This is a genomic window from Rhodococcus antarcticus, assembly GCF_026153295.1.
Lineage (GTDB): Bacteria > Actinomycetota > Actinomycetes > Mycobacteriales > Mycobacteriaceae > Rhodococcus_D > Rhodococcus_D antarcticus.
This window is the reverse complement of the sequence record NZ_CP110615.1, coordinates 277,953-299,716: the sequence shown is the minus strand read 5'-3', so window position 1 is coordinate 299,716 and position 21,764 is coordinate 277,953. Positions and strand designations below refer to the sequence as shown.

Sequence of the window (21,764 nt, the reverse complement as noted above, 5' to 3'; positions counted from 1 at the left end):
CGACGGTCACCCGCACCACCCCCGGGGGCACCACCACCCGGCCAGCCCCACCGACCGCGACCGTGACCGCGACCCGTGGAGGAAACCTCGTCTCCTGGGGTCAGCACGCACGGGGGCGGAGCTCCTCAGCGACCGCGGAACACCGGGGCGCGCTTCTCCGTGCGGGCGGCGCGGCCCTCGGCGAAGTCCGCGCTGGCGAAGCACGCCCGGAACGCGGCCTCGTGCTCGACGGCGTGCGCACCCAGGGCGAGGTCGGGCTCCAGCACCTGGTTGAGCACGCGCTTGGAGTACGCCAGCGTCATCGGTGCGAGCACGGCCACCTGCGCGGCCCAGGCCATCGCCACCTCGAGGTCGCCGAGCCGGTCCGCGAGCGCGGGCACCTGCTCGGCGGTCACCTGCTCGCAGGCCAGCACCACCCGTCGCGCCGCACCACCGCCGGCGACCAGGGCGAGCCGGCGCAGGGTCCACGGGTCCACGGCCAGGCCGAGCTGGGCGGTGGGCAGCCCGAAGCGCGCCGTCGGCCCCACCACGCGCAGGTCGGCGGCCAGGGCCAGCTGGGTGCCCGCCCCGATCGCCGGGCCGTTCACCGCGGCGAGCACCGGGACACCCAGCTCGGTCACCGTGCGCAAGGTGTCGTAGAGGGCGGTGAGGAACTCCGGGCTGTGGACGCCGTCGAGGTCGGCACCGGCGCAGAAGGCGGTGCCCGCCCCGGTCAGCACCACCGCGCGGGCCCCGTCGTCCACCGCGCCGTCGAGCGCCGCGGTGAGCGCGTGGCAGTGCTCGGTGTCCAGGGCGTTGCGGCGGTCCTGGCGGTCGATCTCGACCAGGGCGACGGCCCCGTGGCGGCTGGCGGTGATCACGCGACGAGGCTATCGACCCTCACCCGCGTGGCCGCGGTCCGCCCCGGCCGGCCCGGCGTCGGACACCCGGTAGCCGCGGTCCACCACGACCGAGGTCCGCACCGAGTCCCAGGCCGGGGAGCCGTCCGGGTGGTGGGCCCACTCCCGCGCGCGGTTGGTGCCCAGCAGCACCGTCCCGTCGGGGGCGCGACCGGCCGACACCTCGGTGATCTCGTCCCCGGGGTCCCGGGTCCACGCGACCGCACCGGTGTCCCGCGGTCGTCGAGGACGACCAGCGACGGGTCGCTGCCGCCGGGGTGCCCCGAGTCCACGGTCCAGCGGTCCGCCCCCGTGGCGGGGTCCAGGGCGTGCAGCACCCCGCTGACATCGGTCTCCGGGTGGACCTCGCGCTCCGGACCGGTCGACCCCGGCACGGCGCGGGCTAGGTTCGCGGGCGATCGCCCGTCCCGCCACGAGCACCGAGGAGGCCCCGTGCCCGACGTCGACGTCCTGGAGCAGCTGCTGCAGCAGAGGTACAGCTGCCGCGCGTTCCGTCCCGAACCGGTGGACGAGGCCACCCTCACCCGGCTGTTCACCCTCGCCCAGCGGACGGCCTCGTGGTGCAACGCCCAGAGCTGGCAGGTGCACCTGACCTCCGGTGCGGCCACCGCGGCGCTGGGCGAGGCGCTGACGGCGAGCCTGGCCCGGGGCGAGGGCGGCTCCGACCTGCCGTGGCCGCAGCGCTACACCGGCCGGCACGCCGAGCGCCGACGCGCCACCGGCTACGCGCTGTACTCCGCGGTGGGCATCGAGCGCAGCGACCACGAGGCCCGCGCGGCACAGATGAACCTCAACTTCAGCTTCTTCGGCGCCCCGCACGTCGCCGTCATCACCTGTGACCGCGACCTGGGGGTCTACGGGGCCGTGGACGCGGGGGGCTACGTGTCCACGCTGCTGCTGGCGGCGCAGAGCCTGGGGGTGGCCGCCATCGCCCAGGCCGCGATCGCGGGGTGCTCGGGCGCGGTGCGCACCCACCTCGCCCTGCCCGAAGACCGCGTCGTGGTCTGCGCGGTGAGCCTCGGCCACGCCGACGAGACGCACCCCGCCAACTCCTTCCGCACCGACCGCGCCCCGCTCTCCGAGGTGGTCACGGTGGTGCCGGGCGCCTAGCGGCAGGACCGAGCCCGACGGAGCCGCGCGCTGCTAGCCACCTCGGGCCGTCGCCGCTATGGTGACTGACGCACGCTGAAGCTCCAGCAGTCGGGTCTCAGCCTTCCGTCACTCTCGCGAAGGTGGACCCGACATGGCCGACAGCTCTCGACAGCCCGGTGCGCTCATCGACAACTGGACCTGGCAGCGCGACGCCGCGTGCGCCGGCAAGGACGTCAACATCTTCTTCCACCCCGAGTTCGAGCGCGGCGCCTCGCGCGCGCGCCGGGTGATGCAGGCGCAGTCCATCTGCTCCGCGTGCCCGGTGCGCCAGCGCTGCCGGGACTACGCGGTGGAGACCGAGGAGTTCTACGGCACCTGGGGTGGCGTGGACGAGCTGACCCGCAAGGACCAGCTCAAGGCCACGCGGCGACGCCGTCGCGACGCCGACCACCCCGAGCTGCCCCGCACGGCGTGAGCTCCGGCCCTATCCTTCGCCGGTGGCCGTCGACACCGTGCAGCTGACCGATCCCCAGTCCGGGTCCTACCTCGAGCTCGTGCGCGCCGCGGTGCGCACGCACCCCGAGGCACTGGCCAGCGTGGTCGCGTCCCTGTCGTGGTCGGTGACCAGCTCCGACGAGCTCGTGGAGTTCCTGCACCGCACGGTCGGCGTGGCCACGCAGGTGATCGGCGGGGCGAGCAGCGCCGGGGTGACGGCGCAGCTGGGCGGCGAGCCGTTCACCGCGGTCTGCACCGACGACCGGACCCTCGAGGTGGACGCCGCCCAGTACGCCGCCGGGGACGGCCCCTGCCTGCACGCGATGCGCACGGGCGAGGTGGTGCTCGTCGACGTGGACACCGTCCGCAGCACCTGGCCGGACTTCGCCCCGGGCGCGGAGTCCAGCGGGATCCACTCGTTCCTCGCCGCGCCGCTGGCCGGTGACGACGGCTACCTGGGTGCCCTGAACCTCTACAGCACCTCGCCGGACGGCTTCACGAGCGCGGACGCCGTGGTGCTGAAGGTGCTGGTGGCCCACGCCTCGCGCTCCATCTCGGACTACGCCCGGCTGCGGGCCCGCCACCACCTGGCCGAGCAGCTGCGGGAGGCAATGCGCTCCCGTGCCCCGATCGAGCAGGCCAAGGGAATCATGATGGCGCTGCACCAGATCGACGCCGACGCCGCCTTCGACCTGCTCCGCGCGCAGTCGCAGAACACCAACGTCAGGCTGCACGACGTGGCGGTGGGCTTCCTCGACCAGCACACCGGGGCCCAGCAGGCCGACGCCGGCCCCAGCTGACCTGCGGGGGGGCGGAGCTGCGGGGGGGCGGAGCTGCGGGGGGCGGAGCTGGTGGCCAGGGACAGGATCGAACTGTCGACCTTCCGCTTTTCAGGCGGACGCTCGTACCAACTGAGCTACCTGGCCGGAACCCGGCCGGTGAACGACCGGGCGTGGCGACCCTGACGGGACTCGAACCCGCGACCTCCGCCGTGACAGGGCGGCGCGCTAACCAACTGCGCTACAGGGCCTTGCTGTGGAGCTTGTCGACCGTACCCCCTACGGGATTCGAACCCGCGCTGCCGCCTTGAAAGGGCGGTGTCCTAGGCCGCTAAACGAAGGGGGCGCACCGGTCAGGACGAAGGACCCCGACCTGTGGCGCACCCACGACGTCGAGTCCGTGGGGAGCCCGGCAAGCATAAGCCACCACCGGAGGTGTTCCCAAACCGGCTGCTCGTCCACCCCGCGGACCCCGAGGTTGACGCACCCCCGCACCGCTGCCAGCGTGAGGAGGTCACACCGTGGTGATCACCAGGAGGACCCATGACCGAGCTCGTCACGCCCACCGAGGAAACCGTCTTCACCTGGGGCGCCCCGCCGCTGAAGTTCGGCGCCGGGGCCGCGGACGAGGTGGGCTTCGAGCTCAGCCAGCACGGGGTGAAGCGGGTGCTGGTGCTCACCGACCCCGGGGTCCTGGCCAGCGGGGTGCCGCACCGCATCGCGGACTCGTTCGCCCAGTACGGGATCACCTACGAGATCTTCGACGGCGTGCACGTGGAGCCGACGGACGACTCCATGGCCAAGGCCATCGGCTACGCCACCGAGCAGGGTCCGTGGGACGGCTTCGTGGCCGTCGGCGGCGGGTCCACCATCGACACCGCCAAGGCCGTCAACCTGCTCACGTCCTACCCGGGCGAGCTGATGGACTACATCAACAAGCCCGTCGGGCGGGCCCAGGTGCCGCCGGGGGCGCTGAAGCCGCTCATCGCCGTGCCCACCACCGCCGGCACCGGCTCGGAGTCCACCGCCATGTGCGTGCTGGACGTGCTGAGCCTGCGCGTCAAGACGGGCATCAGCCACTGGCGGCTGCGGCCCACCCTGGCCGTGGTGGACCCGCTGCTGACCATGAGCCTTCCCCCGGAGGTCACCGCCGCCTCGGGCATGGACATCGTCTGCCACGCGCTGGAGAGCTACACCGCGCGGGACTACCGCTCCGGGGCGCGCAAGGCTCCCGAGGCGCGGGTCACCTACTGCGGCTCCAACCCCGTCAGCGACCTGTGGTGCGAGAAGGCGATGACGCTGCTGGCCAGCAGCTTCCGCCGCGCGGTCCACCACGGCACCGAGGACGTGGCGGCCCGGATGGACATGATGATGGCGGCGACCTTCGCGGGCATGGGGTTCGGCAACGCCGGGGTGCACATCCCGCACGCCAACGGCTACCCCATCGCCGGGCAGGTGTCCGGCTACCACCCGGCGGGCTACCCGTCCGACGAGGCGATGGTGCCGCACGGGCAGGCGGTCTCGCTGACGGCTCCGGCCGCGTTCCGGTTCACCTTCGACGCCGCGCCGGAGCGGCACCTGCGCGCCGCCGAGCTGCTCAGCCCGCAGACCGAGACGGCGGAGGCCTCGGAGCGGCTGCCGCAGGCGATGATCGACCTCATGCGCGACATCGGGATGCCCAACGGCATCGGGGCGTGCGGGTTCGACGAGTCCAGCATCGACGAGCTCGTCGGCGGCACCATGAAGCAGCAGCGCCTGCTCTCGACCTGCCCCAAGGACGTCACCGAGGAGGTCGTCGGGCAGATCTTCCGCGAGTCCATCGAGAACTGGTGAGGCTTCGCCCGTGCGTGATTTCTGGACCCAGGGCACGAGAAATCGTTCACAGTCGTGCGGTGGGCGCGGCGGGGGTCCGGCGGGGATGCTGAGCCGGTGACAGACCTCGCCGCCGACCTCCGCCGCACCGTCCGGGGCCGGGTCGCCGACGACGCCCAGACGCGGGCCACCCACGCGGCCGACGCCTCCAACCACCGGCACGTGCCACTGGCCGTGGTGCACCCGGTGGACGCCGACGACGTGGCCGCGGTGCTGGCCGTGTGCCGGGAGCGCGGGGTGCCGGTGCTGCCCCGCGGCGCGGCCACCTCCATCGCCGGGCAGGCCGTGAACACCGCGGTCGTCATGGACACCCGGCGCCACCTCGGGTCCGTGCTGAGCATCGACCCGGTGCGCCGCGAGGCCACGGTGCAGCCGGGCGTGGTGCTGGACGACCTGCAGCGCGCCGCCGCCCCGCACGGGCTGCGCGTCGGGCCCGACCCGTCCACCCACAGCCGCTGCACCGTCGGCGGGATGATCGGCAACAACGCCTGCGGCTCGCACTCGGTGGCCTGGGGCAAGACGGTGGACTCGGTGCGCAGCCTCGACGTCATCACCTACCGGGGTGAGCGCCTCACGGCCGGGCCCGGCACGACGCTGGCCGGGACCCCCCTGCTGGACTCGCTGGCGGCCGTCCGCGACCGCTGGGCCGACGACGTGGCCACCGGGTTCCCCCAGCTCACCCGTCGGGTCTCCGGCTACAACCTCGACGAGCTGCGCCCTGGCGACGGCACCGACCTCGCCCGCGCCCTGGTGGGCACCGAGGGCACCTGCGCGACGATCCTGGCCGCCACGGTGAGCCTGGTCGAGGTGCCCGCGGCCACCGCGCTGGTGGTGCTGGGCTTCGAGAGCTCCTACGCCGCGGCCGAGGCGGCCTCGCACCTGGTGGAGCTCAGGAACGCCGGCGAGATCGTCCCGCTGACCATCGAGGGGGTGGACGCCTCCCTGGTCGCCACCCTGCGCAGCGGCCGCCCGGACGCGACGAGCTGGCGGCTGCTGCCCGAGGGCTCCGCGTGGCTGTTCGTCGAGGTCGGCGGCACCACGGCGGCCGAGGCCCGCGCCGCCGCGCAGGCGGTGCACGCACGCGTGCAGAGCAGGGGTGGGGTCGTCGTCACCGAGAAGGCGCAGGCGCGGGCGCTGTGGAGCATCCGCGAGCAGGGTGCGGGCCTGGCCACCCGCGCCCCGGACGGCAGCGAGGCGTGGCCCGGCTGGGAGGACTCCGCCGTCCCCGTGCAGCGCCTCGCCGAGTACCTGCGCGGCTTCGACGCCCTGCTCGCCTCGCACCACCTGCAGACGGCCTACTACGGCCACTTCGGCGACGGCTGCGTGCACGCCCGCATCGACTTCGACCTGCTCACCCGCCCCGGCATCGCCCGCTACCGCTCGTTCATGGAGGACGCCGCGGACCTGGTGGGCGGCCTCGGTGGCTCGCTGAGCGGCGAGCACGGCGACGGGCAGGCCCGGGCGGAGCTGCTCAGCCGGATGTACCCAGCACCGGTGGTCGAGGCGTTCGGCGCGTTCAAGGCGGCGTGGGACCCCGACGGGATGATGAACCCGCGGCGGGTGGTCGACCCCGCCCCGCTGGACGCCGACCTGCGGGTGTTCCTGGCCGGGCCGACCCTGCCGCTGCGCACCACCCAGGGCATGGCCCTGCCGCACGACGGGGGCTCGCTGGAGACCGCGGCCCGGCGCTGCGTGGGCGTCGGCGCCTGCCTCAACCCCAGTGGCGGGGTCATGTGCCCGAGCTACCGGGCCACCGGCGAGGAGCAGCACTCCACCCGCGGGCGCGCCCGGCTGCTGCACGAGATGATGCGCGGGGAGGTCGTCACCGACGGCTGGGCGTCGGAGGAGGTCCGGGAATCGCTGGACCTGTGCCTGGGGTGCAAGGGCTGCAAGAGCGACTGCCCCGTGGACGTGGACATGGCCACCTACAAGGCGGAGTTCCTGCACCAGCACTACGCCCGCCGGCTGCGCCCGCGCGACCACTACGCCATGGGCTGGCTGCCGCTCTGGCTGCGCCTGGCCCGGGGCCGGCGGCTGCTCAACCGCGCCGCGCGGGTTCCCGCGCTCGCCGCGGTGGCCAAGAAGCTCGGGAACATCGCCCCCGAGCGCACCATCCCGGAGATCGCGCCGCAGACCTTCCGGGCCTGGTTCGCCGCCCGCCCCGCACCCACGCTCCCCGCGGACGCCCCGCGCCTGCTGCTGTGGCCGGACACGTTCACCAACCACCTCGACCCCGACGTCGGCAAGGCGACCGTGGCCGTGCTGGAGCACCTCGGCCACCGGGTGGAGCTGCCCGCCGAGCCGGTGTGCTGCGGGCTGACCTGGACCACCACCGGTCAGCTCGACCGGGCCCGGAAGGTGCTCTCCCGCAGCGTGTCCACCCTGGCGCCGTGGCTGGACGAGGGGATCACCGTGGTCGGGATGGAACCCAGCTGCACCGCCGCGCTCAAGCACGACACCGCCCAGCTGCTGCCCGGCGAGACCCGGCTCCCGTCGGCCGTGAAGACCTTTGCCGAGATCCTCGCCGCGCACCCGGACCTCGCGTCCTTCGCCGACGGCACCGAGCGCGCGGCCATCGTCCAGGTGCACTGCCACCAGCACGCGGAGCTGGGCACCACGGCCGACCGAGAGGTCATGTCCGCCCTGAGCATCCGCGCCGAGGTGCTCGACTCCGGGTGCTGCGGCCTGGCCGGCAACTTCGGCTTCACCGTCGGGCACCACGCGGTGAGCCAGGCCTGTGCCGAGGCGGTGCTGCTGCCCGCCGTGCGCGCCGCGGGGCCGGGCACCGCCGTGCTCGCCGACGGATACAGCTGCCGCACCCAGGTCCGCCAGGCCGGCGACGACCGCCCCGAGCACCTGGCCCAGCTCGCGGCGCGGGCCATGGGGCTGCACCCCTGAGGGCGGCGCTACGGGTCGGGCTCGTCCGACAGCTCGGGCAGGCTGCGCGACCACCAGCCGGAGGCCCGCCACCGCTGCGTCCACCCCGGCTCCGCGAACGCGGGCAGGAGCACCGCCAGCAGCTGGTCGGTGAGGCGGCGCAGCTCGTCGGTGCCGACCCCCACCGGGGCGCACGAGCGCTCCCCCACGATCCCGGCGACCAGGACGTGCGCGGCCGTCTCCGGACGCACCCCCGGCCGCAGCAGGCCCGTGCGGGCCGCCCGGTGGAACAGGTGGCCGAAGATGCGCTCCCACTCGGGGAACGGCGCGAGGAACCCGGCGCCGACCAGCTCGTGCTCGGTGGTCAGGCGCAACCCCGCCCGCACCACGGTGTCGGCCGTGGTGTGCACGACCACCTCGTCGACCAACCCGAGCACCACCCCGAGCGCATCGTGCTCGCTGGCCGCCCAGCGCTGCACCGCAGGGGCCCAGCGGGTGTGCATGCCCTCGACGATGGCCGCCGCCAGGGACTCCTTGGACGGGAAGTGGAAGTAGAAGGCGCCCTTGGTGGCACCGGACCCCGCGAGGATCGCGCTGACCGACGTCGCCGTGTAGCCGTTGCGGTCGAACTCGCGCGCGGCCGACCACACGATGGCCTGCCGGGTGCGCCGGGCCTGCTCGCGCTGCTGCGCTGCCACCGGCCCTCCTCGCCGTCGCGGATGAGCGTGTTCCCAAAGTCTTGAGCCGCTCGAACAACCTAGCGGGATGATCACCCTCGGAGCACCTCGCGGAGGCCGACACGTGACAACGGGGTGACCGTGGCACGTCAGGGGTTGTGCCGCCGGTCCGGGTGCGGTCGAGTGTGCCCATGAGCGAGACGTACGACGTGGTGGTGGTCGGTGGTGGTGCGGTCGGCGAGAACGCGGCGGCCCGGGCGGTGCGGGGTGGCATGACCGTCGCGCTGGTGGAGGCGGAGCTGCTGGGCGGGGAGTGCTCCTACTGGGCGTGCATGCCGTCCAAGGCCCTCATCCGCACCACCCAGGCCGTGCACGCCGCGCGGGCCATCGCGGGGGTGACCGCCGACTTCGACCCCGCGGACGTGCTGGCGCGCCGTAACTCGTTCACCTCCGGCTGGAAGGACGACAGCCAGGTGGAGTGGGCAGAGGGTGCGGGCATCACCGTCGTGCGCGGCCACGCCCGGCTGACCGGTCCCCGGGCGCTGACCGTCGAGACCTCCGACGGCCCCCTGGAGCTCTCCGCCCGCCACGCCGTGGTGCTCGCCACCGGCAGCGTGCCGAGCGAGCCCCCGACGCCCGGACTGGCCGACACCCCGCACTGGTCCTCCCGCGAGGCCACGTCCGCCCAGGCCGTGCCCGCCCGGCTGGCGGTGATCGGCTCGGGCGTGGTCGGCTGCGAGCTCGCCCAGGCCTACCAGCGCCTCGGCTCGGCGGTCACCCTGGTCTCGCGCGGGACCACCGTGCTCGACAACCTCGAGCCGGTCGCCTCGGAGCTGGTGGAGGCCGGCCTGGCGCAGGACGGGGTCACCCTGCACCTGGGCACCGACGTCGAGCGCGTGCACCGTGACGACGCCGGGGTGCACGTGGTCCTCGCGGACGGCACGGACGTGCTGGCCGACGAGCTCCTGGTGGCCACCGGCCGCCGGCCCGCCACCGCCGACGTGGGGGTGCAGACCGTGGGCCTGGAGCCCGGCGCGACCCTGGAGGTGGACGACTCCGGGCTGGTGCAGGGGGTGGCCGGGCGGTGGCTCTACGCCTGCGGCGACGTCACCGGCCGGGCACCGCTGACCCACCAGGGCAAGTACGCCGCACGGGTGGTGGGTGACGCCGTCGCAGCCCGGGCGAAGGGCGAGCCGGAGCTGACCGCACCGTGGGGCGCGCACTCCGCCACCGCCGACCACGGCGCCGTCCCCCAGGTGGTGTTCACCGACCCCGAGGTCGCCTTCGTCGGCCGCACCGTGCGGCAGGTGAGCGACGCGGGGATCGCCCACGACGTGGTGGAGATCGACATCGCCGTGGCCGGCAGCGCGCTGCACGCCGACGGCTACACCGGCAAGGCGGTCATGGTCGTGGACACGGCGAGCCGGACGCTGCTCGGCGTGACGTTCGTGGGCCAGGACGTCGCCGAGCTCGTCCACGCCGGGACCATCGCCATCGTCGGCGACGTGCCCGTTGACCGGCTGTGGCACGCGGTGCCCGCCTACCCCACCATCAGCGAGGTCTGGCTGCGGCTGCTCGAGGCCTACGGCCTGTAGTGACGCCTGCTCCCCTCGACCACACCGACCTGCTCACGGCGATCACCGCGGAGACCGCCCGGCTCTCCGCGGCCCTGGGAGCGGCCGGGCTCGACGCACCCGTGCCCTCCGTCCCGGGCTGGCACACCGCCCGCCTGGCCCGCCACGTCGGCGACGCGCAGCGCTGGGCCGAGGCCGTGGTCCGCACGCGGGCAACCGAGTTCGTGGCCGTCACCGGCCTGGACGACCGGACCCCGCCCGACGACGCCGACGGGGTGGCGCAGTGGCTCGTCTCCGGCGCGCAGCGGTTGGTGGTCGCACTCACCGACGCCGGCCCGGACACGCAGGTGTGGAGCTGGGCCGAGCAGCCGAGCTCGGGGTTCTGGGCGCGCTGGGCGGTGCACGAGACCCTGCTGCGCCGGGTGGACGCCGAGCTCGCGGCCGGCCTCCCCGTCGTCGTGGACCCCGCGCTGGCCGTCGACGGCGTGGGCCACTGGCTCGACGTGCTCGCCCTGACCGACGACGGGGCACACCCGCTGCGCGGGACCGGCGAGACGGTGCACCTGCACGCCACCGACCACGACGGCGAGTGGATGCTGACCCGCACCCCGGACGGCCTCCGGTGGACGCCGGGCCACGCGAGGGGCGACTCCGCGCTGCGGGCCCCCGCGGCCGACCTGCTGCGGGTGCTGACCCGACGGCGCACCCTGGACGGGCTGGACGTCCTCGGGGACCGCGCGGTGCTCGACGACCTGCTGGCGGACACCGACTTCTGAGCGAACCCGGCCGGGTTCAGCCGACCTTGACGCGCACCGTGTGCCAGCCGGTCGCACCGTCGGGGTTGGGCGGCGCGGGTGTTGCGGTCTGCTGGGTCCCCTCGGCGTTGGTGGCCCGGCACTGCGCGGTGTGCTCACCGGCGGGGACGCCCGTGAGGTCCGCGCGCCACATCCGCCACGCGTCGCGCCCACCGTCGGCACCCATCCGGGCGGGCTGCCACGGCCCGTCGTCGAGGCGCACCTCCACCCCGGTGATCCCGGTGTGCTGGTCCCACGCGGCCCCGGTGAGGGTGGTGGTGAACCCGCTGCCGCTGGCCACCGAGGAGCCCGAGACGATCTTGGACGCCTGCTTGACCGGCCCGTGGTCGGACCAGCCGCGCGGAGTCCAGTAGGCCTGCTTGTCCGCGTACGTCGTCAGCTCGATGTCGACGATCCACTTGGTGGCCGAGACGAAGCCGAACAGCCCGGGCACCAGCATCCGCACCGGGAAGCCGTGCTCGGCCGGCAGCGGCTCGCCGTTCATGTTGACCGCGAGCATCGCGCCGCGGTCGGGCTCCATCACGGTGTCCACGGGCGTGCTCGCGGTGAAGCCGTCGACGCTGGTGGAGAAGATCTGGTCGGCCCCGTCCTGCACCCCGGCCTCGAGCAGGACGTCGCGCAGCGAGACGCCCACCCAGTCGGCGGTGCCCACCAGGTTGCTGCCGAGGTCGTAGGACACGCAGGTGAAGGTGACGCGCTGCTCGACGAGCTCGCGGGCCAGGAGGTCGTCGAGGGTCAGCGTGATCTCGCGGTCGACCATGCCGTGGATGCGCAGGGACCAGTCGGCGGCGCTGAGCCGGGGCACCGAGAGCGCGGTGTCGATGCGGTAGAAGTCGGCGTTCGGGGTGATGAACGGCAACCCACCGTCCGCGGTGAAGTCCGCGCCGGCGGGAACGGCCGGCAGGGTCGTCACCGGTGTCAGCGTGCCCACCCGTGCCTGGGCGGCCGCGACGTCCACCGAGCTGCCCGCGGCCCGACCGAGCACGGTGGCCACCCCTGCCCCGGCGGCGACGGCGGTCGAGGTGCCGAGGAACGTGCGGCGCGAGACCGGGAGCACGGTGCCGCGCGGGGTGCGCGCCACCGCGGCCGGCCAGCTCGTCCGGGCCGCGTGCAGCAGCCACAGCAGCGCACCCACCCCCGCCACCAGGGCCACCAGGGGGGCCAGCACCCCCACGGCCGTCGTGTCGGGACGGGTGAGCACGGCCACCAGGCCCACGAGCCCCAGCACCACCACCCCCGCCACGCCGAGCCGGGTGTCGCACCGGGCCAGCAGCCCGACGCCCGCCCCCAGGGCCACGAGCACCAGGGCCATGCCGGTGAGCAGCGCGGTCTTGTCGTTGGTGCCGAACTGGTCGACGGCGAACGTCTTGAGCCACGGCGGGGTCAGGTCGATGAAGGCGTTGCCCACGGCCAGGTACGGCGAGGACGGCAGCTGCACGAGCCCCGCGGCGAGGTGCGCGACACCCAGGGCCGCCGCCACGGCGAGGACGCCGATCAGCGCGCCGACCCGCCGGGGCAGCGGGTGCGGTGCGGGCACGGCCGTGCTCGGTCGGTCGCGGACGTCCGTGCTCACCTGGTCACCACCCCTTCATTGTGCCCGGGGCGGCCCGAGATCGTCGGTCCCAGGGGGTGACGGTGCGGTGACGGGCGGCTCAGTCCAGGGGTCGTGGGGCGAGCATCCCGGTGAGCGCGGCCGCCGCCGCGGAGCTCGTCCGGGCCCGGACGAGCAGCGCCGCCGAGACCCGGGTGGACCAGGTGTCGAGCCCGACCGTCTCGGTGGAGAGCCGGATGCCGCCCACCTCGTGGCTCACGGTGGCGGTGCCCGCCGCGCCGACCCGGTCCCGCCGCAGGCTGAACAGCTCCTCGCCCAGGCGCACGTGCACCCCGGTCACGGTGCCCTCTCCCCCGCGGACGCGGTCGGACAGGGTCCGGGTGCGGTCGACGGTGACGAGCTCGGCGGGCAGGGCGTCCCCGAGGGAGTTGAGCAGGAACCCGGCGTACAGCGCGAGGTCACCGGCGTCGGCCCGGAGCGCGGCGGCGAGGGTGGCCACCTCGACGTCGCCGCTCACCGGTCGAGCCCGATCACCATGGTCGGCGGGGCGATGACGTGGTCGACGGCGTAGGGGCGCACGGCCGTGCCGATGGCGAGGAACTCGGTGGTGTGACCGCCCCAGGTGTGGTTGTGGGAGTCCAGGACCACGCCGACGATGCCCTCGGCCCCGAGCTTCTCGGCCTCGGCCTGCATGCGACCCATGGCCAGCTCGCGCGCCTCGTACAGCGCCTGGGTGTACTGCGGCAGCTCGGCGTTCTGCCCGGCGGTGGCCATCACGTTGCCGAGGCCGCGGTGGGCGATGTGGTAGACGCAGGTGCCCAGCACGAGGCCCAGCGGGGCGTGCCCGGACTGCAGCAGCGTCCAGAAGTCCTGGCCGTTCAGGTCGGAGGTGAACGGTGCCCCGGTGCGCGTGCGCCACTGCGTCTGCGTGCGGCCGCCCTCGGCCTTGACGGCGGTGCCGATGGCGATGAACTCGGTGACGTTGGACCCGAACTCCTTCTGCTCCAGGGTCAGGCGCACCCCCACGATGCCGTCGGCCCCCAGCGCCGCGGCCTCGGCCACCATGCGGCTCATGGCGAGCTCGCGTGCGTGGTAGAGCGCCTGGGTCAGGGTGGTGAGCTCCTGGTTCTTGCTCCACCGGCCCACCTGCAGGCCCACGTGGTAGATCGAGCTGCCCAGCACCAGGCCCACCGGGTGGAAGCCGGCCTCCTTGACCAGGAGGAACTCGTTGACGCTGAGGTCGGAGGTGAAGATCGCGCCCTGGCGGTCCCCCAGCTCGGCCAGTCGTCGCATCGCCGCTTCCGGGAGCGCGGCGTCCTGCAGGTCGGTCATCGGTGTCCCCTGGTCGTGGTGGCGGTCCGGGCTGCGGAGGGTCGGGAGTCGAGCCGGAGGATGGTCAGCGGGGCGGGCGGCGGCACCGGTCGGGCGGTGAACCGGGCGATCCCGGTCCCGACCAGGGTCGCGATGGCGAAGTGGTCGCGGTGCCCGTCGCTGGGCTCCTGCTCCCAGATCTCCAGCTCGGTGTCGCGCAGCACCGCGTTCTCCCCGCCGGAGAGGGCCACGGCAGCGGTGAAGTCCTGTCGCGCCCAGTGCCGGACGTCGTTGACGAGCTCGGTGTAGCCGGGGATCTCCACGTTGCCCGCCCACGCCCCGGACATCCGGGTGGTGCGCCAGTCGTCGTGGCGCACGCCCACGCTGATCCCGTAGGCCAGCGTGGTGGGCACGTAGCCGGCGCGCAGCAGGCTCGCGACGTCCTGGCCGGACAGGTCCGAGGTGAACGGGTGCCGCGGGCGCACCTGGCCCCGAGCACGCACCGCGGTCCCGGTCACGGAGAACTCGAAGGTCCGCGAGACGCCGGGGAAGGGCAGCCGGACGGCGGTCACGCCCACCACGCCGTCACCGCCCAGGGCGCGGCACTCGTCGACGAGCCGGCCCAGCGCGAGCTCGCGCGCGCGGTGCAGGGCCTGGACGTAGCCGTGGACGCTGGTGGTGCTGCCCGGCCGGTAGCCGCCGCGCCCGCCACCGGCGCCGTAGGCCAGCCCGAAGCCGTAGCTGCAGGTGTACGGGATGTAGCCGAGCCGGTAGACGCTGGTCCCCATGACCTGGCCGACCGGGTCGAACCCCGCCGCGCGGAGGGTGGCGAACTCCGAGGTGGCGAGCTGGGAGGTGAAGGCGCCGGTACGGCGGAGCTGGGCGAGCCGGTCGTCGGCGACAACGGGTAGCGAACCGGACTCGAGTCGGCGGGCACTCTCGGCGTCCCGTTCCGGGGTGCCGTCGGCCATCGCCGTCCTCTCCTGCTCAGGACCGCTACGGGCCCGGTCGCCAGAGTGCCACTCCTGCGTCCCGAGCGCTGCCCTTCCTGGCCCGCGTCGGTTGATCCCCGCCGACGACCACGGTCGTCAGCGGCACGAACCCGTGACGCGGCGGTACCACGGTGGCCATCGCAGCCGTCGACCCTGGGACCATGACCACGGACAGTGATCTGCACGACGGCCGCGCCCTCTCGGCCGTGGCCCTCGGTCGGGAGCTCGCCCGCCGCGGAACCCCGGTGTGGACCCTCTGGCTGGGCTACCTCAGCCTCGGCGGCACCATGACCCTCCCCGAGCTGGGTGACACCCTCGCAGGCACCCGACCCACGGGCTACGCCGAGCTGTACCTGCTGGCCCAGTCGCTCAACGCCTGACCACGCCGGACGGCCTCCGGTACCGTTCCCGTCGCGCGTCGGCGACCAGCGGTCCTCCCGCCTCTCCCGCGCGCCCAGGGCCTCTAGCTCAGCTGGTAGAGCTACGGACTTTTAATCCGTTGGTCGTCGGTTCGAGCCCGACGGGGCCCACCACTCTGACCTGGAACGATCCCGCCCACGCCACCGTCCTGATCGGTGCCACCGTCGGCTCGGTCGTCGCGGCTGGTCCGACGCTGCACCTGCCGCGGCGGGTCGCTCGCCCTGCGCCCGCCCGACCCCGTCAGGTGTGTGCGGGCAGGGTGAGCAGGGTGGTGCCGTCCTGGGTGACCTGCAGTGCGGCGTGGGTGGTGTCGTGGATGTTGGCGGCACCGGTGAGCAGGACGTGTCCGTCGGGGGTCGGTGACCAGGTGGCGGCCAGTGCGCGCGTGCCGTCGGGGGCACTGACCCACGCGGTGAAGGCTCCGCCCTGGGGCAGCCCCTGCAGCTGCAGGGTGACCGCGGTGCCCCACGGCTTGGCCTCCACGGTGGCGGTGCCGGTCGCGGTGACCCCCGCCGCGGCCACCAGCGCCACCCCACCAGGGGTGGTCGCGGTCTGCGCCTGCAGCGTGGTGACGCCCAGGACCACCGCCACCACCACCGCTGCCGCCGCGGACAGGACGGCACCCAGGCGCCAGCGGTGCAGGTGGGTGACGGTGGCGGTGCGCTCGGCGGCGACCGCGTCCAGCGCCCGACCCAGCACACCCGGAGGCACCACCGACGCCGGTTCCGCACCACGCACCGCGTCGATGCTCACCCGGGACATCAGGGCCGGCAGGGCAGCGTAGGAGGACAGCTCCTCCCGGCAGGTGGCGCACCCGGCCAGGTGGGTGTCCACCACGGTCCGCTCGGCGGGTTCCAACGATCCCAGCAGGTAGGAGCCCAGGGACGACCGGAGCTCGGCGTGGGTCAGCTCGGCCATCAGCCCAGTCCCTTCTCTTCCAGGGCGAGGCGCAGGGCGCGCACCGCGTAGTACGTGCGGGACTTGACCGTGCCCGCCGGGAGGCCGAGGACCTCGGCGATCTCGGTGACCGAACGACCCATCCAGTGGGCCTGCACCAGGACCTCCCGGTGCTCGGCGGACAACCCCTGCAGCGCTTCGGCCACCGTCCAGGACTCCACGGCTCGGCCGATGTCGTCGCGGGCCGCCACATCCCCGACCTCGGCGTCGGAGGGCAGCAGCCGGGGCCGGGTCAGCTCGGCGCGGTGGGCGTCGGTGAGCAGGTTGCGGGCGGTGGTGAACAACCACGGCCGCACCGGTCTGGCGTCGCGCCGCAGGGTGGCGGCGTGACGCCAGGCTCGGACGAGGACCTCCTGGACCACGTCCTCGGCGCGCTGCCGGTCACCGGTGAAGCCCAGGCAGAACGAGTACAGCGCCGGGGCGTGCTCGTCGTGCAGCGCCCGCACCAGGGCCGCATCAGCCTCGGCTCCGACCGTGGCATCCGCGGCGGCCGGTCCCGCCGACCCACCCGGTACCAATCTCACCCTCGGCCCCGCTCGCGCCCACGGCGTGCTGGGGAGTTGGAGCCGAGCACGAGCAGGGCGAGCGCCGCCAGGGCTGCAACCGCCTCGGCGACGAGGCTGTAGGTCTTCTCCGGGTAGCTGATCGGCTCGTACATGTTGGGGAACGGCCCCACCGCACCCACGTCCACGTACTGGTACAGCAGCACCGCCGCGACCCCGCCCGCAGCGACGAGCAACGCCAGCACCACCCCGACCCGCCACCGGGTCACGAGCACGAGCACCGCGGCGACCGCGGCGAGGGCGGCCTCCACCCGGAACAGGGCCCCCTCGCTCACCGCCGCGGTGTTCAGGTCGTAGCCCGGAGCCAGGCGCAGGTGCACGAACACGTCCACCGCCAGCCCGGCGACCACCACCAGGCGCAGCACCAGCCCACCCACCCGTGCACCCCGGCGGGGTCCTGAACCGACGTGTCGTCTCATGGTGCTCCTGTCCGACGGTGTGAGGTATCGACGGTGTGAGGTATCGACGGTGTGAGGTACGGAGGTGTGCGGGCGCGGGTGCGTTACGTGACGGTGACGGTGATCTTCTGCATGACGACCTTGCCCCCGGCCATCGCGGGCAGGTCAGCCTCCGGCACCTTCGGGAACTCGTAGGTGCCGATGACGTGGTCGTCGACGTGCAGCATCGGCCAGTACGCGCCGGTGGCGATACCTTCCGGGGTGGGGATCGTGACGTTCGTCGACGCCCCGGCGGGGATGGCCACCTCGTACTTGACCGGGCCGGGCTTGCCACCGACGTCCATGTGCAGGGCGATCCACCCGCCCTGGGTGCCCGCCTGCAGGTCCACCGAGGCCACGACCACCGACTTCCCGTCGCTGCTCTGGTCCGCCGCGGTCAACGTCCCGGTGGCGGCGGCCGGTGCCGCAGCCGAGGACGACGCCGCCGACGACGAGCTCGGCCCGTACCCGGAGGCGGCCGAGGTCGACGCGGCAGCGGTGGAGCTGGAGGGGGCGGCCGCGGGGGTGCTGCTGCCGCAGGCACTGACCCCCACCACCCCAGCAGCGAGAGCAACAGCAGTCACAGCGGTCCGGACGGTGTTCACAGGGTTTCTCCTCGAGTAGGTGGGACTGGCCACGGCACCATCTGGGCCGCGAGCCGGAAAACAGGGTGGGCTCAGGCGACGGTGAGGGTGCCGTGCATCGAGGGGTGCACCGTGCAGTGCACCGCATAGGTGCCGGGCTTCGTCGGCGCGACGAGGGTGCCGGGTGCGGTGTTGTCGAAGCTGCCGGAGTCGAAGCTGCCGTCGTCGGCGGTCACGGTGTGCGGCTCGCTGTCCCCGTCGACCAGGGTCAGCTCCTGACCCGGCGAGGCGGTGAACGCCGGGAACTTGTATGCCTTGATGGTGAACTCACCGCCCGCCGAGGCCGACGCCCCGGCTCCACCGGTGGCGGGCGGGGTCGGGGTCGGCGACGAGCCGCACCCCGCCGCACCCAGCAGCCCCACCACCAGCAGCGGCAGGACCCGGACCCGGACGAGCCGACGTGTGTTCATGGACCTGTACACGGACGACACCGCGGATCGGTTCACCACCGACCACGATTCCCTCCGCGCAGCGCTCGTCGCGGGCGTCCGCACCCGCCCCTGGACGGACGTACCGTGAGGAGTGCTCGCAACCCGACGACAGCCGGTGACCCGGGTCCTGGCCGCAGCTGCGGCTGCCGCAGCGGTGGTGCTCGTCGGTGGCTGCGCCAGCCGCGCCGCGGCCACCCGCCCACCGCCGGCGGCCGCGGCGACGCGGCTGGTCGTGATCGGTGACTCGCTGAGCACCGGGTTCGCCACCCCGGGCGACCCCTGGACACGGCAGGCGCGGTCACTGTTCACCGCACGCGGCCAGCACGTGCAGATCACCAACGCCTCGGAGAACGGCGCCGGGTACGTGGCACCCGGCGACAACGGCAACGTCTTCCTCGACCTCGTCAACCGGGCTGTCGTCGCGCAGGCCCAGATCGTCGTCGTCTTCGGCTCCGACAACGACGCCGGCCAGCCCGATGTCGCCCCGGCGATGGCCCAGACCCTGCAACGGGTGCGGGACCTCGCACCCGCTGCCACGCTGCTCGTCGTAGGGGCCCCTTCGGTCCCGGCCGACCCGGGCGTCGACCTGACCGGTATCCGCGACGCACTCGCCACCGCCACGGCGCACGTCGGTGGGCACTTCCTCGACCCCCTCAGCCTGGGATGGTTCCAGGGCCCCGCCAGCCAGTTCGTCGCCGACGACGGCGAGCACCCCAACACCGACGGCGAGCAGTACCTCGCCCAGCAGATGGTCGACGCCGTGGGACCCCTGATCGTGCGGTGATCCCACCGCTCGACGCGGACCGAGAAGTCCCACCGGTTGCTTGCCGACCACCCGGGCCCACCACCGCGTCCGGGCGCGGGTGTCCGGGGTCAGTCCGCCGGTCCGGCGACGAGGCCGACTGGCGCGGTGTGGGAGGTGCCGGCGGTGTCGGTCCACGTCAGGGTGACCCGGTCGCCGGGCGTGTGGGTGCTGATCGCCTGGTGCAGCGTGGTGGTGTCGACGACGGGGGTGCCGTCCACGGCGGTGATGGTGTCCCCGGCACCGAGGCCGGCCTGGGCCGCGGGGCTGCCCGGAAAGACGGTGCCGACGGTCGCGCTCGTCGTGCCGGGCGCGAGCCCGACCCCGAGGAACGCCGGGTAGCCGAGGTGGATCGTCGTGCTGGCCTGCCCGGCCTCGATCTTCCCGGCGATGGTGAGGGCCGCGTTGATGGGGATCGCGAAGCCCGCCGAGGTGGCGCCGCTGGTCGCACTGGTCTCGGCGGCGGTGTCGATCCCGATGATCGCGCCGGTGGCGTCGTAGAGAGGTCCACCACTGTCACCGGCCTGGATGGGCGCACTGGTGACGATCAACCCGTGCAACGTCTCCGAGTGTGCGCCGCCCTGGTCGGAGACGGTGATCGTCGTGTCCAGGGCCGTGACGCTGCCCTGTGCGGCACTCGGGACGCCGCCCACCCCGCCGGCGTTGCCGACGCCGGTGACGGCCGCACCCACGCTGACGCTGCTGCTGTCGCCCAGGGTCGCGGTGGCCAGGCCGGAGGCACCGTTGAGCTGGAGGACCGCGATGTCCTGGGTCGGTGACGTGCCGACGACGGTGGCGTCGTAGGTGGTGCCGGTGGTGACGACGGTGACGGTGATCGTGGTGGCGCCGTCGACCACGTGGTTGTTGGTCAGGATCTGACCGGTGCTGGTCAGGACGAGCCCGGTTCCGGCGGCCTGCGCGTTCTGGTAGCCGTCGACGGTGTTGATGTCGACGATGCCGGTGGACTGCTGGGCCGTGGCGGTGGCCGTGGCCGAGGGGGTGGTGCTGCTGGGGGTGCCGCTGCCGTTCGAGCCATCGGTTCCCGGGCCCGGGAAGGTGCCCCGGGGCGGTGTCCCGCGGAAGGGGTCGCCGTGGGTGGTACCTCCGGGCACCTGCCCGGGAACCGGGGCCGGGTTCGGAACCGGGTTGCCGTTGGGGACCAGGTCCTGGTTGAAGCGGGCGACGCCGGGAGCGGCGCTCCCCGTGTGCCCGGCAACCAGGCTGGTGATCCCCGCACCCGCGCCCCCACCCACCACCAGGGCAGCGACGACCGCCGCGGCAGCCAGGTTGCGGGGACGCCGCACCGCCGTGGCCAGCCGGGCCCACCGGCCGGGCCGCGCAGCCGGCTGGACGTGGGACCAGGGGGGCGGCCAGCTCGGGTAGGAGGTGGCCCCGGGCTCCTCCGCGCCAGGCTCCCAGCGCGGGGGGAAGGGGGTCTGCCCCGGCGTCGGTCCGAGCTCCGGCCCGACGCCGGAGGGGGTGTAGGGGTCGGTCGGCGGGGTGCTCATCTGCGCTCCTCAGGGGGTCGACGTGCTCACCCCGGGCTGTGCAGGTGGGCACCCTCCGTTCTGGCCCCCGAACCTGGGACGCGGCTGTGGGGAACCTGCGCACCTGTCGTCAGCCGGTCCCGGTGCCCGCGCCGAGCGCCGTGCGCTCAGGGCGCTCTCAGCCGCCGACGGCACCCTGGAGGGACAACCGGGCAGCCGGCACAGGGGCGGGGGGATGGTCGTGAGCCAGAGGTCGCAGGCACGGGGCCGACCGTGGGCGGGGCCACCCGTGGCAGCACGTCGGTCCTGGCCGCGCCGGCTCGGAGCACTGTTCGTCGCCGCCCTCGTGCTGGCCGGAGTGCTCGGCACCGCGGCGTGGCAGCTGACCCCGTCGGTGTCCGACGCGCAGGCCCGCATCGCCTTGCGACTGGCCGTGTTCGGAGCCAACGACCCTGGTTCTCTCCCCGTTCCGGACCGGGTGGGGCAGGCGGTCATCGCGACGGAGGACGCCACGTTCACCCGCAACCCCGGGCTCTCCGCATCGGGGATGTACCGCTACGTCACCTCACCGGTGACTGGCGACGCGGGCAGCGCCACCCTCGAGCAGCAGCTGGCCAAGGTCCTCTACAGCAACGGCAGCCAGGCCCTGCCGGCGCAGGCCGAGGACGCCGTCCTCGCGGTGAAGCTCGACGCGGGGTACACCAAGGACCAGGTGCTGCAGATGTACCTCGCCGCCGTCTACTTCGGTCACGGGTTCTACGGCCTCTCCGCAGCCGCCCGCGGCTACTTCGGCCTCGCCCCGGCCGACCTCAGCTGGGCCCAGGCCAGCCTGCTCGCCGGCCTCGTCCAGGCCCCCAGCGCCTACGACCCCCTGCAGCACCTCGACCTCGCGGTCAGCCGGCAGGGCCACGTCCTCGACAGGCTCGTCGCCACCGGAGTGCTCAGCGCAGCCCAGGCCACCGCCGCCCGCACCGCACCGCTCGGCCTCCACGGCGGCTAGCCGACGACGACCTCCGAACACCGCCTCGGCGTCGGGCCTGATCGCACCGGGTTTCGCGTGGTGCGGTCCGAGGTGGGTCCTTCGTCCC

24 protein-coding genes and 4 tRNA genes are annotated in these 21,764 nt (G+C 74.0%); 12 read left to right on the top strand and 16 right to left on the bottom strand.

Annotated features, from left to right (window positions below):
• Positions 1-125 precede the first annotated feature (125 nt).
• A complete protein-coding gene (locus tag RHODO2019_RS01495) occupies positions 126-860 on the bottom strand; it encodes an enoyl-CoA hydratase (RefSeq protein WP_265383312.1) in 735 nt (244 codons plus the stop codon).
• Between the two features lie 9 nt (positions 861-869).
• On the bottom strand, positions 870-1,061 hold the full coding sequence (locus RHODO2019_RS01490; protein WP_265383311.1) for a hypothetical protein: 192 nt from the start codon (positions 1,059-1,061) through the stop codon (positions 870-872).
• 270 nt (positions 1,062-1,331) lie between these two features.
• Here RHODO2019_RS01490 and RHODO2019_RS01485 point away from each other — a divergent pair, with 270 nt between their 5' ends.
• From RHODO2019_RS01485 to RHODO2019_RS01475, 3 genes are all read left to right on the top strand, one after another.
• Positions 1,332-2,009, top strand: a complete 678-nt coding sequence (locus tag RHODO2019_RS01485) for a nitroreductase (protein ID WP_265383310.1) — start codon at positions 1,332-1,334, stop codon at positions 2,007-2,009.
• A 133-nt stretch (positions 2,010-2,142) separates the two neighbouring features.
• The gene (locus tag RHODO2019_RS01480) at positions 2,143-2,466 is read left to right on the top strand and encodes a WhiB family transcriptional regulator (protein WP_265383309.1); all 324 of its coding nucleotides are present in this window, start codon (positions 2,143-2,145) and stop codon (positions 2,464-2,466) included.
• Between the two features lie 22 nt (positions 2,467-2,488).
• Complete coding sequence (locus tag RHODO2019_RS01475) at positions 2,489-3,286, top strand: GAF and ANTAR domain-containing protein (protein ID WP_265383308.1); 798 nt, start codon at positions 2,489-2,491, stop codon at positions 3,284-3,286.
• Positions 3,287-3,335: 49 nt separating this feature from the next.
• Here RHODO2019_RS01475 and RHODO2019_RS01470 read toward each other — a convergent pair.
• The 3 genes from RHODO2019_RS01470 to RHODO2019_RS01460 form a co-directional block, all read right to left on the bottom strand.
• Positions 3,336-3,412 (bottom strand) — tRNA-Phe (locus tag RHODO2019_RS01470).
• 27 nt (positions 3,413-3,439) lie between these two features.
• A tRNA-Asp gene (locus tag RHODO2019_RS01465) sits at positions 3,440-3,516 on the bottom strand.
• Positions 3,517-3,538: 22 nt separating this feature from the next.
• A tRNA-Glu gene (locus RHODO2019_RS01460) sits at positions 3,539-3,611 on the bottom strand.
• Positions 3,612-3,808: 197 nt separating this feature from the next.
• Between RHODO2019_RS01460 and RHODO2019_RS01455 the strand changes: the two genes are divergently transcribed.
• Together RHODO2019_RS01455 and RHODO2019_RS01450 are read left to right on the top strand one after the other, a co-directional pair.
• The gene (locus RHODO2019_RS01455; protein ID WP_265383307.1) at positions 3,809-5,098 is read left to right on the top strand and encodes a hydroxyacid-oxoacid transhydrogenase; all 1,290 of its coding nucleotides are present in this window, start codon (positions 3,809-3,811) and stop codon (positions 5,096-5,098) included.
• 96 nt (positions 5,099-5,194) lie between these two features.
• The gene (locus RHODO2019_RS01450; protein WP_265383306.1) at positions 5,195-8,035 is read left to right on the top strand and encodes an FAD-binding and (Fe-S)-binding domain-containing protein; all 2,841 of its coding nucleotides are present in this window, start codon (positions 5,195-5,197) and stop codon (positions 8,033-8,035) included.
• A gap of 8 nt (positions 8,036-8,043) precedes the next feature.
• Here the strand turns inward: RHODO2019_RS01450 and RHODO2019_RS01445 are convergent, their stop codons facing one another.
• Positions 8,044-8,712, bottom strand: coding sequence for a ScbR family autoregulator-binding transcription factor (locus RHODO2019_RS01445; protein ID WP_265383305.1), 669 nt, complete (start codon positions 8,710-8,712; stop codon positions 8,044-8,046).
• 170 nt (positions 8,713-8,882) lie between these two features.
• Between RHODO2019_RS01445 and RHODO2019_RS01440 the strand changes: the two genes are divergently transcribed.
• Positions 8,883-10,286, top strand: coding sequence for a dihydrolipoyl dehydrogenase family protein (locus tag RHODO2019_RS01440; RefSeq protein ID WP_265383304.1), 1,404 nt, complete (start codon positions 8,883-8,885; stop codon positions 10,284-10,286).
• Positions 10,286-11,041 (top strand): maleylpyruvate isomerase N-terminal domain-containing protein, encoded by a 756-nt coding sequence (locus tag RHODO2019_RS01435; protein WP_265383303.1) that lies wholly within the window; start codon positions 10,286-10,288, stop codon positions 11,039-11,041. The genes RHODO2019_RS01440 and RHODO2019_RS01435 overlap by 1 nt, the downstream gene beginning before the upstream one ends.
• A 16-nt stretch (positions 11,042-11,057) precedes the next feature.
• Here RHODO2019_RS01435 and RHODO2019_RS01430 read toward each other — a convergent pair whose 3' ends face one another.
• The 4 genes from RHODO2019_RS01430 to RHODO2019_RS01415 form a co-directional block, all read right to left on the bottom strand.
• Positions 11,058-12,653: a molybdopterin-dependent oxidoreductase gene (locus tag RHODO2019_RS01430; RefSeq protein WP_265383302.1), complete on the bottom strand. Its 1,596-nt coding sequence runs from the start codon at positions 12,651-12,653 to the stop codon at positions 11,058-11,060.
• Between the two features lie 79 nt (positions 12,654-12,732).
• The gene (locus RHODO2019_RS01425; RefSeq protein ID WP_265383301.1) at positions 12,733-13,149 is read right to left on the bottom strand and encodes a hypothetical protein; all 417 of its coding nucleotides are present in this window, start codon (positions 13,147-13,149) and stop codon (positions 12,733-12,735) included.
• Positions 13,146-13,955, bottom strand: a complete 810-nt coding sequence (locus tag RHODO2019_RS01420; RefSeq protein WP_435532246.1) for a heavy metal-binding domain-containing protein — start codon at positions 13,953-13,955, stop codon at positions 13,146-13,148. The genes RHODO2019_RS01425 and RHODO2019_RS01420 overlap by 4 nt, the downstream gene beginning before the upstream one ends.
• 5 nt (positions 13,956-13,960) lie before the next feature.
• Positions 13,961-14,914: a heavy metal-binding domain-containing protein gene (locus RHODO2019_RS01415; protein ID WP_265383300.1), complete on the bottom strand. Its 954-nt coding sequence runs from the start codon at positions 14,912-14,914 to the stop codon at positions 13,961-13,963.
• A 182-nt stretch (positions 14,915-15,096) separates the two neighbouring features.
• On the opposite strand from RHODO2019_RS01415, the gene RHODO2019_RS01410 reads away from it, so the two are divergent.
• Together RHODO2019_RS01410 and RHODO2019_RS01405 are read left to right on the top strand one after the other, a co-directional pair.
• Complete coding sequence (locus RHODO2019_RS01410; protein WP_265383299.1) at positions 15,097-15,315, top strand: hypothetical protein; 219 nt, start codon at positions 15,097-15,099, stop codon at positions 15,313-15,315.
• 77 nt (positions 15,316-15,392) lie between these two features.
• Positions 15,393-15,468 (top strand) — tRNA-Lys (locus tag RHODO2019_RS01405).
• A 127-nt stretch (positions 15,469-15,595) separates the two neighbouring features.
• Here RHODO2019_RS01405 and RHODO2019_RS01400 read toward each other — a convergent pair.
• The 4 genes from RHODO2019_RS01400 to RHODO2019_RS01385 form a co-directional block, all read right to left on the bottom strand.
• On the bottom strand, positions 15,596-16,273 hold the full coding sequence (locus RHODO2019_RS01400) for an anti-sigma factor (RefSeq protein ID WP_265383298.1): 678 nt from the start codon (positions 16,271-16,273) through the stop codon (positions 15,596-15,598).
• Positions 16,273-16,836 carry a sigma-70 family RNA polymerase sigma factor gene (locus RHODO2019_RS01395; protein ID WP_265383297.1) on the bottom strand — a complete coding sequence of 188 codons (564 nt, stop codon included), beginning with the start codon at positions 16,834-16,836 and terminating at the stop codon, positions 16,273-16,275. The genes RHODO2019_RS01400 and RHODO2019_RS01395 overlap by 1 nt, the downstream gene beginning before the upstream one ends.
• The gene (locus RHODO2019_RS01390; RefSeq protein ID WP_265383296.1) at positions 16,833-17,252 is read right to left on the bottom strand and encodes a hypothetical protein; all 420 of its coding nucleotides are present in this window, start codon (positions 17,250-17,252) and stop codon (positions 16,833-16,835) included. Before RHODO2019_RS01390 ends, RHODO2019_RS01395 begins: the two co-directional genes overlap by 4 nt.
• A 125-nt stretch (positions 17,253-17,377) precedes the next feature.
• On the bottom strand, positions 17,378-17,662 hold the full coding sequence (locus RHODO2019_RS01385) for a DUF7282 domain-containing protein (RefSeq protein ID WP_265383295.1): 285 nt from the start codon (positions 17,660-17,662) through the stop codon (positions 17,378-17,380).
• On the opposite strand from RHODO2019_RS01385, the gene RHODO2019_RS01380 reads away from it, so the two are divergent.
• Positions 17,643-17,936 carry a hypothetical protein gene (locus RHODO2019_RS01380; protein WP_265383294.1) on the top strand — a complete coding sequence of 98 codons (294 nt, stop codon included), beginning with the start codon at positions 17,643-17,645 and terminating at the stop codon, positions 17,934-17,936. The two genes, RHODO2019_RS01385 and RHODO2019_RS01380, sit on opposite strands and share 20 nt — an antisense overlap.
• A gap of 52 nt (positions 17,937-17,988) precedes the next feature.
• On the opposite strand, the gene RHODO2019_RS01375 is transcribed toward RHODO2019_RS01380, so the two are convergent.
• Entirely contained in the window at positions 17,989-18,366 is a 378-nt protein-coding gene (locus RHODO2019_RS01375) for a cupredoxin domain-containing protein (protein WP_265383293.1), read from the bottom strand.
• A gap of 136 nt (positions 18,367-18,502) precedes the next feature.
• Between RHODO2019_RS01375 and RHODO2019_RS01370 the strand changes: the two genes are divergently transcribed.
• Positions 18,503-19,171: an SGNH/GDSL hydrolase family protein gene (locus RHODO2019_RS01370; protein ID WP_265383292.1), complete on the top strand. Its 669-nt coding sequence runs from the start codon at positions 18,503-18,505 to the stop codon at positions 19,169-19,171.
• Positions 19,172-19,260: 89 nt separating this feature from the next.
• Here the strand turns inward: RHODO2019_RS01370 and RHODO2019_RS01365 are convergent, their stop codons facing one another.
• A complete protein-coding gene (locus RHODO2019_RS01365; RefSeq protein ID WP_265383291.1) occupies positions 19,261-20,697 on the bottom strand; it encodes a S1C family serine protease in 1,437 nt (478 codons plus the stop codon).
• 268 nt (positions 20,698-20,965) lie between these two features.
• Between RHODO2019_RS01365 and RHODO2019_RS01360 the strand changes: the two genes are divergently transcribed.
• Positions 20,966-21,676: a biosynthetic peptidoglycan transglycosylase gene (locus RHODO2019_RS01360; protein ID WP_265383290.1), complete on the top strand. Its 711-nt coding sequence runs from the start codon at positions 20,966-20,968 to the stop codon at positions 21,674-21,676.
• Positions 21,677-21,764 lie beyond the last annotated feature (88 nt).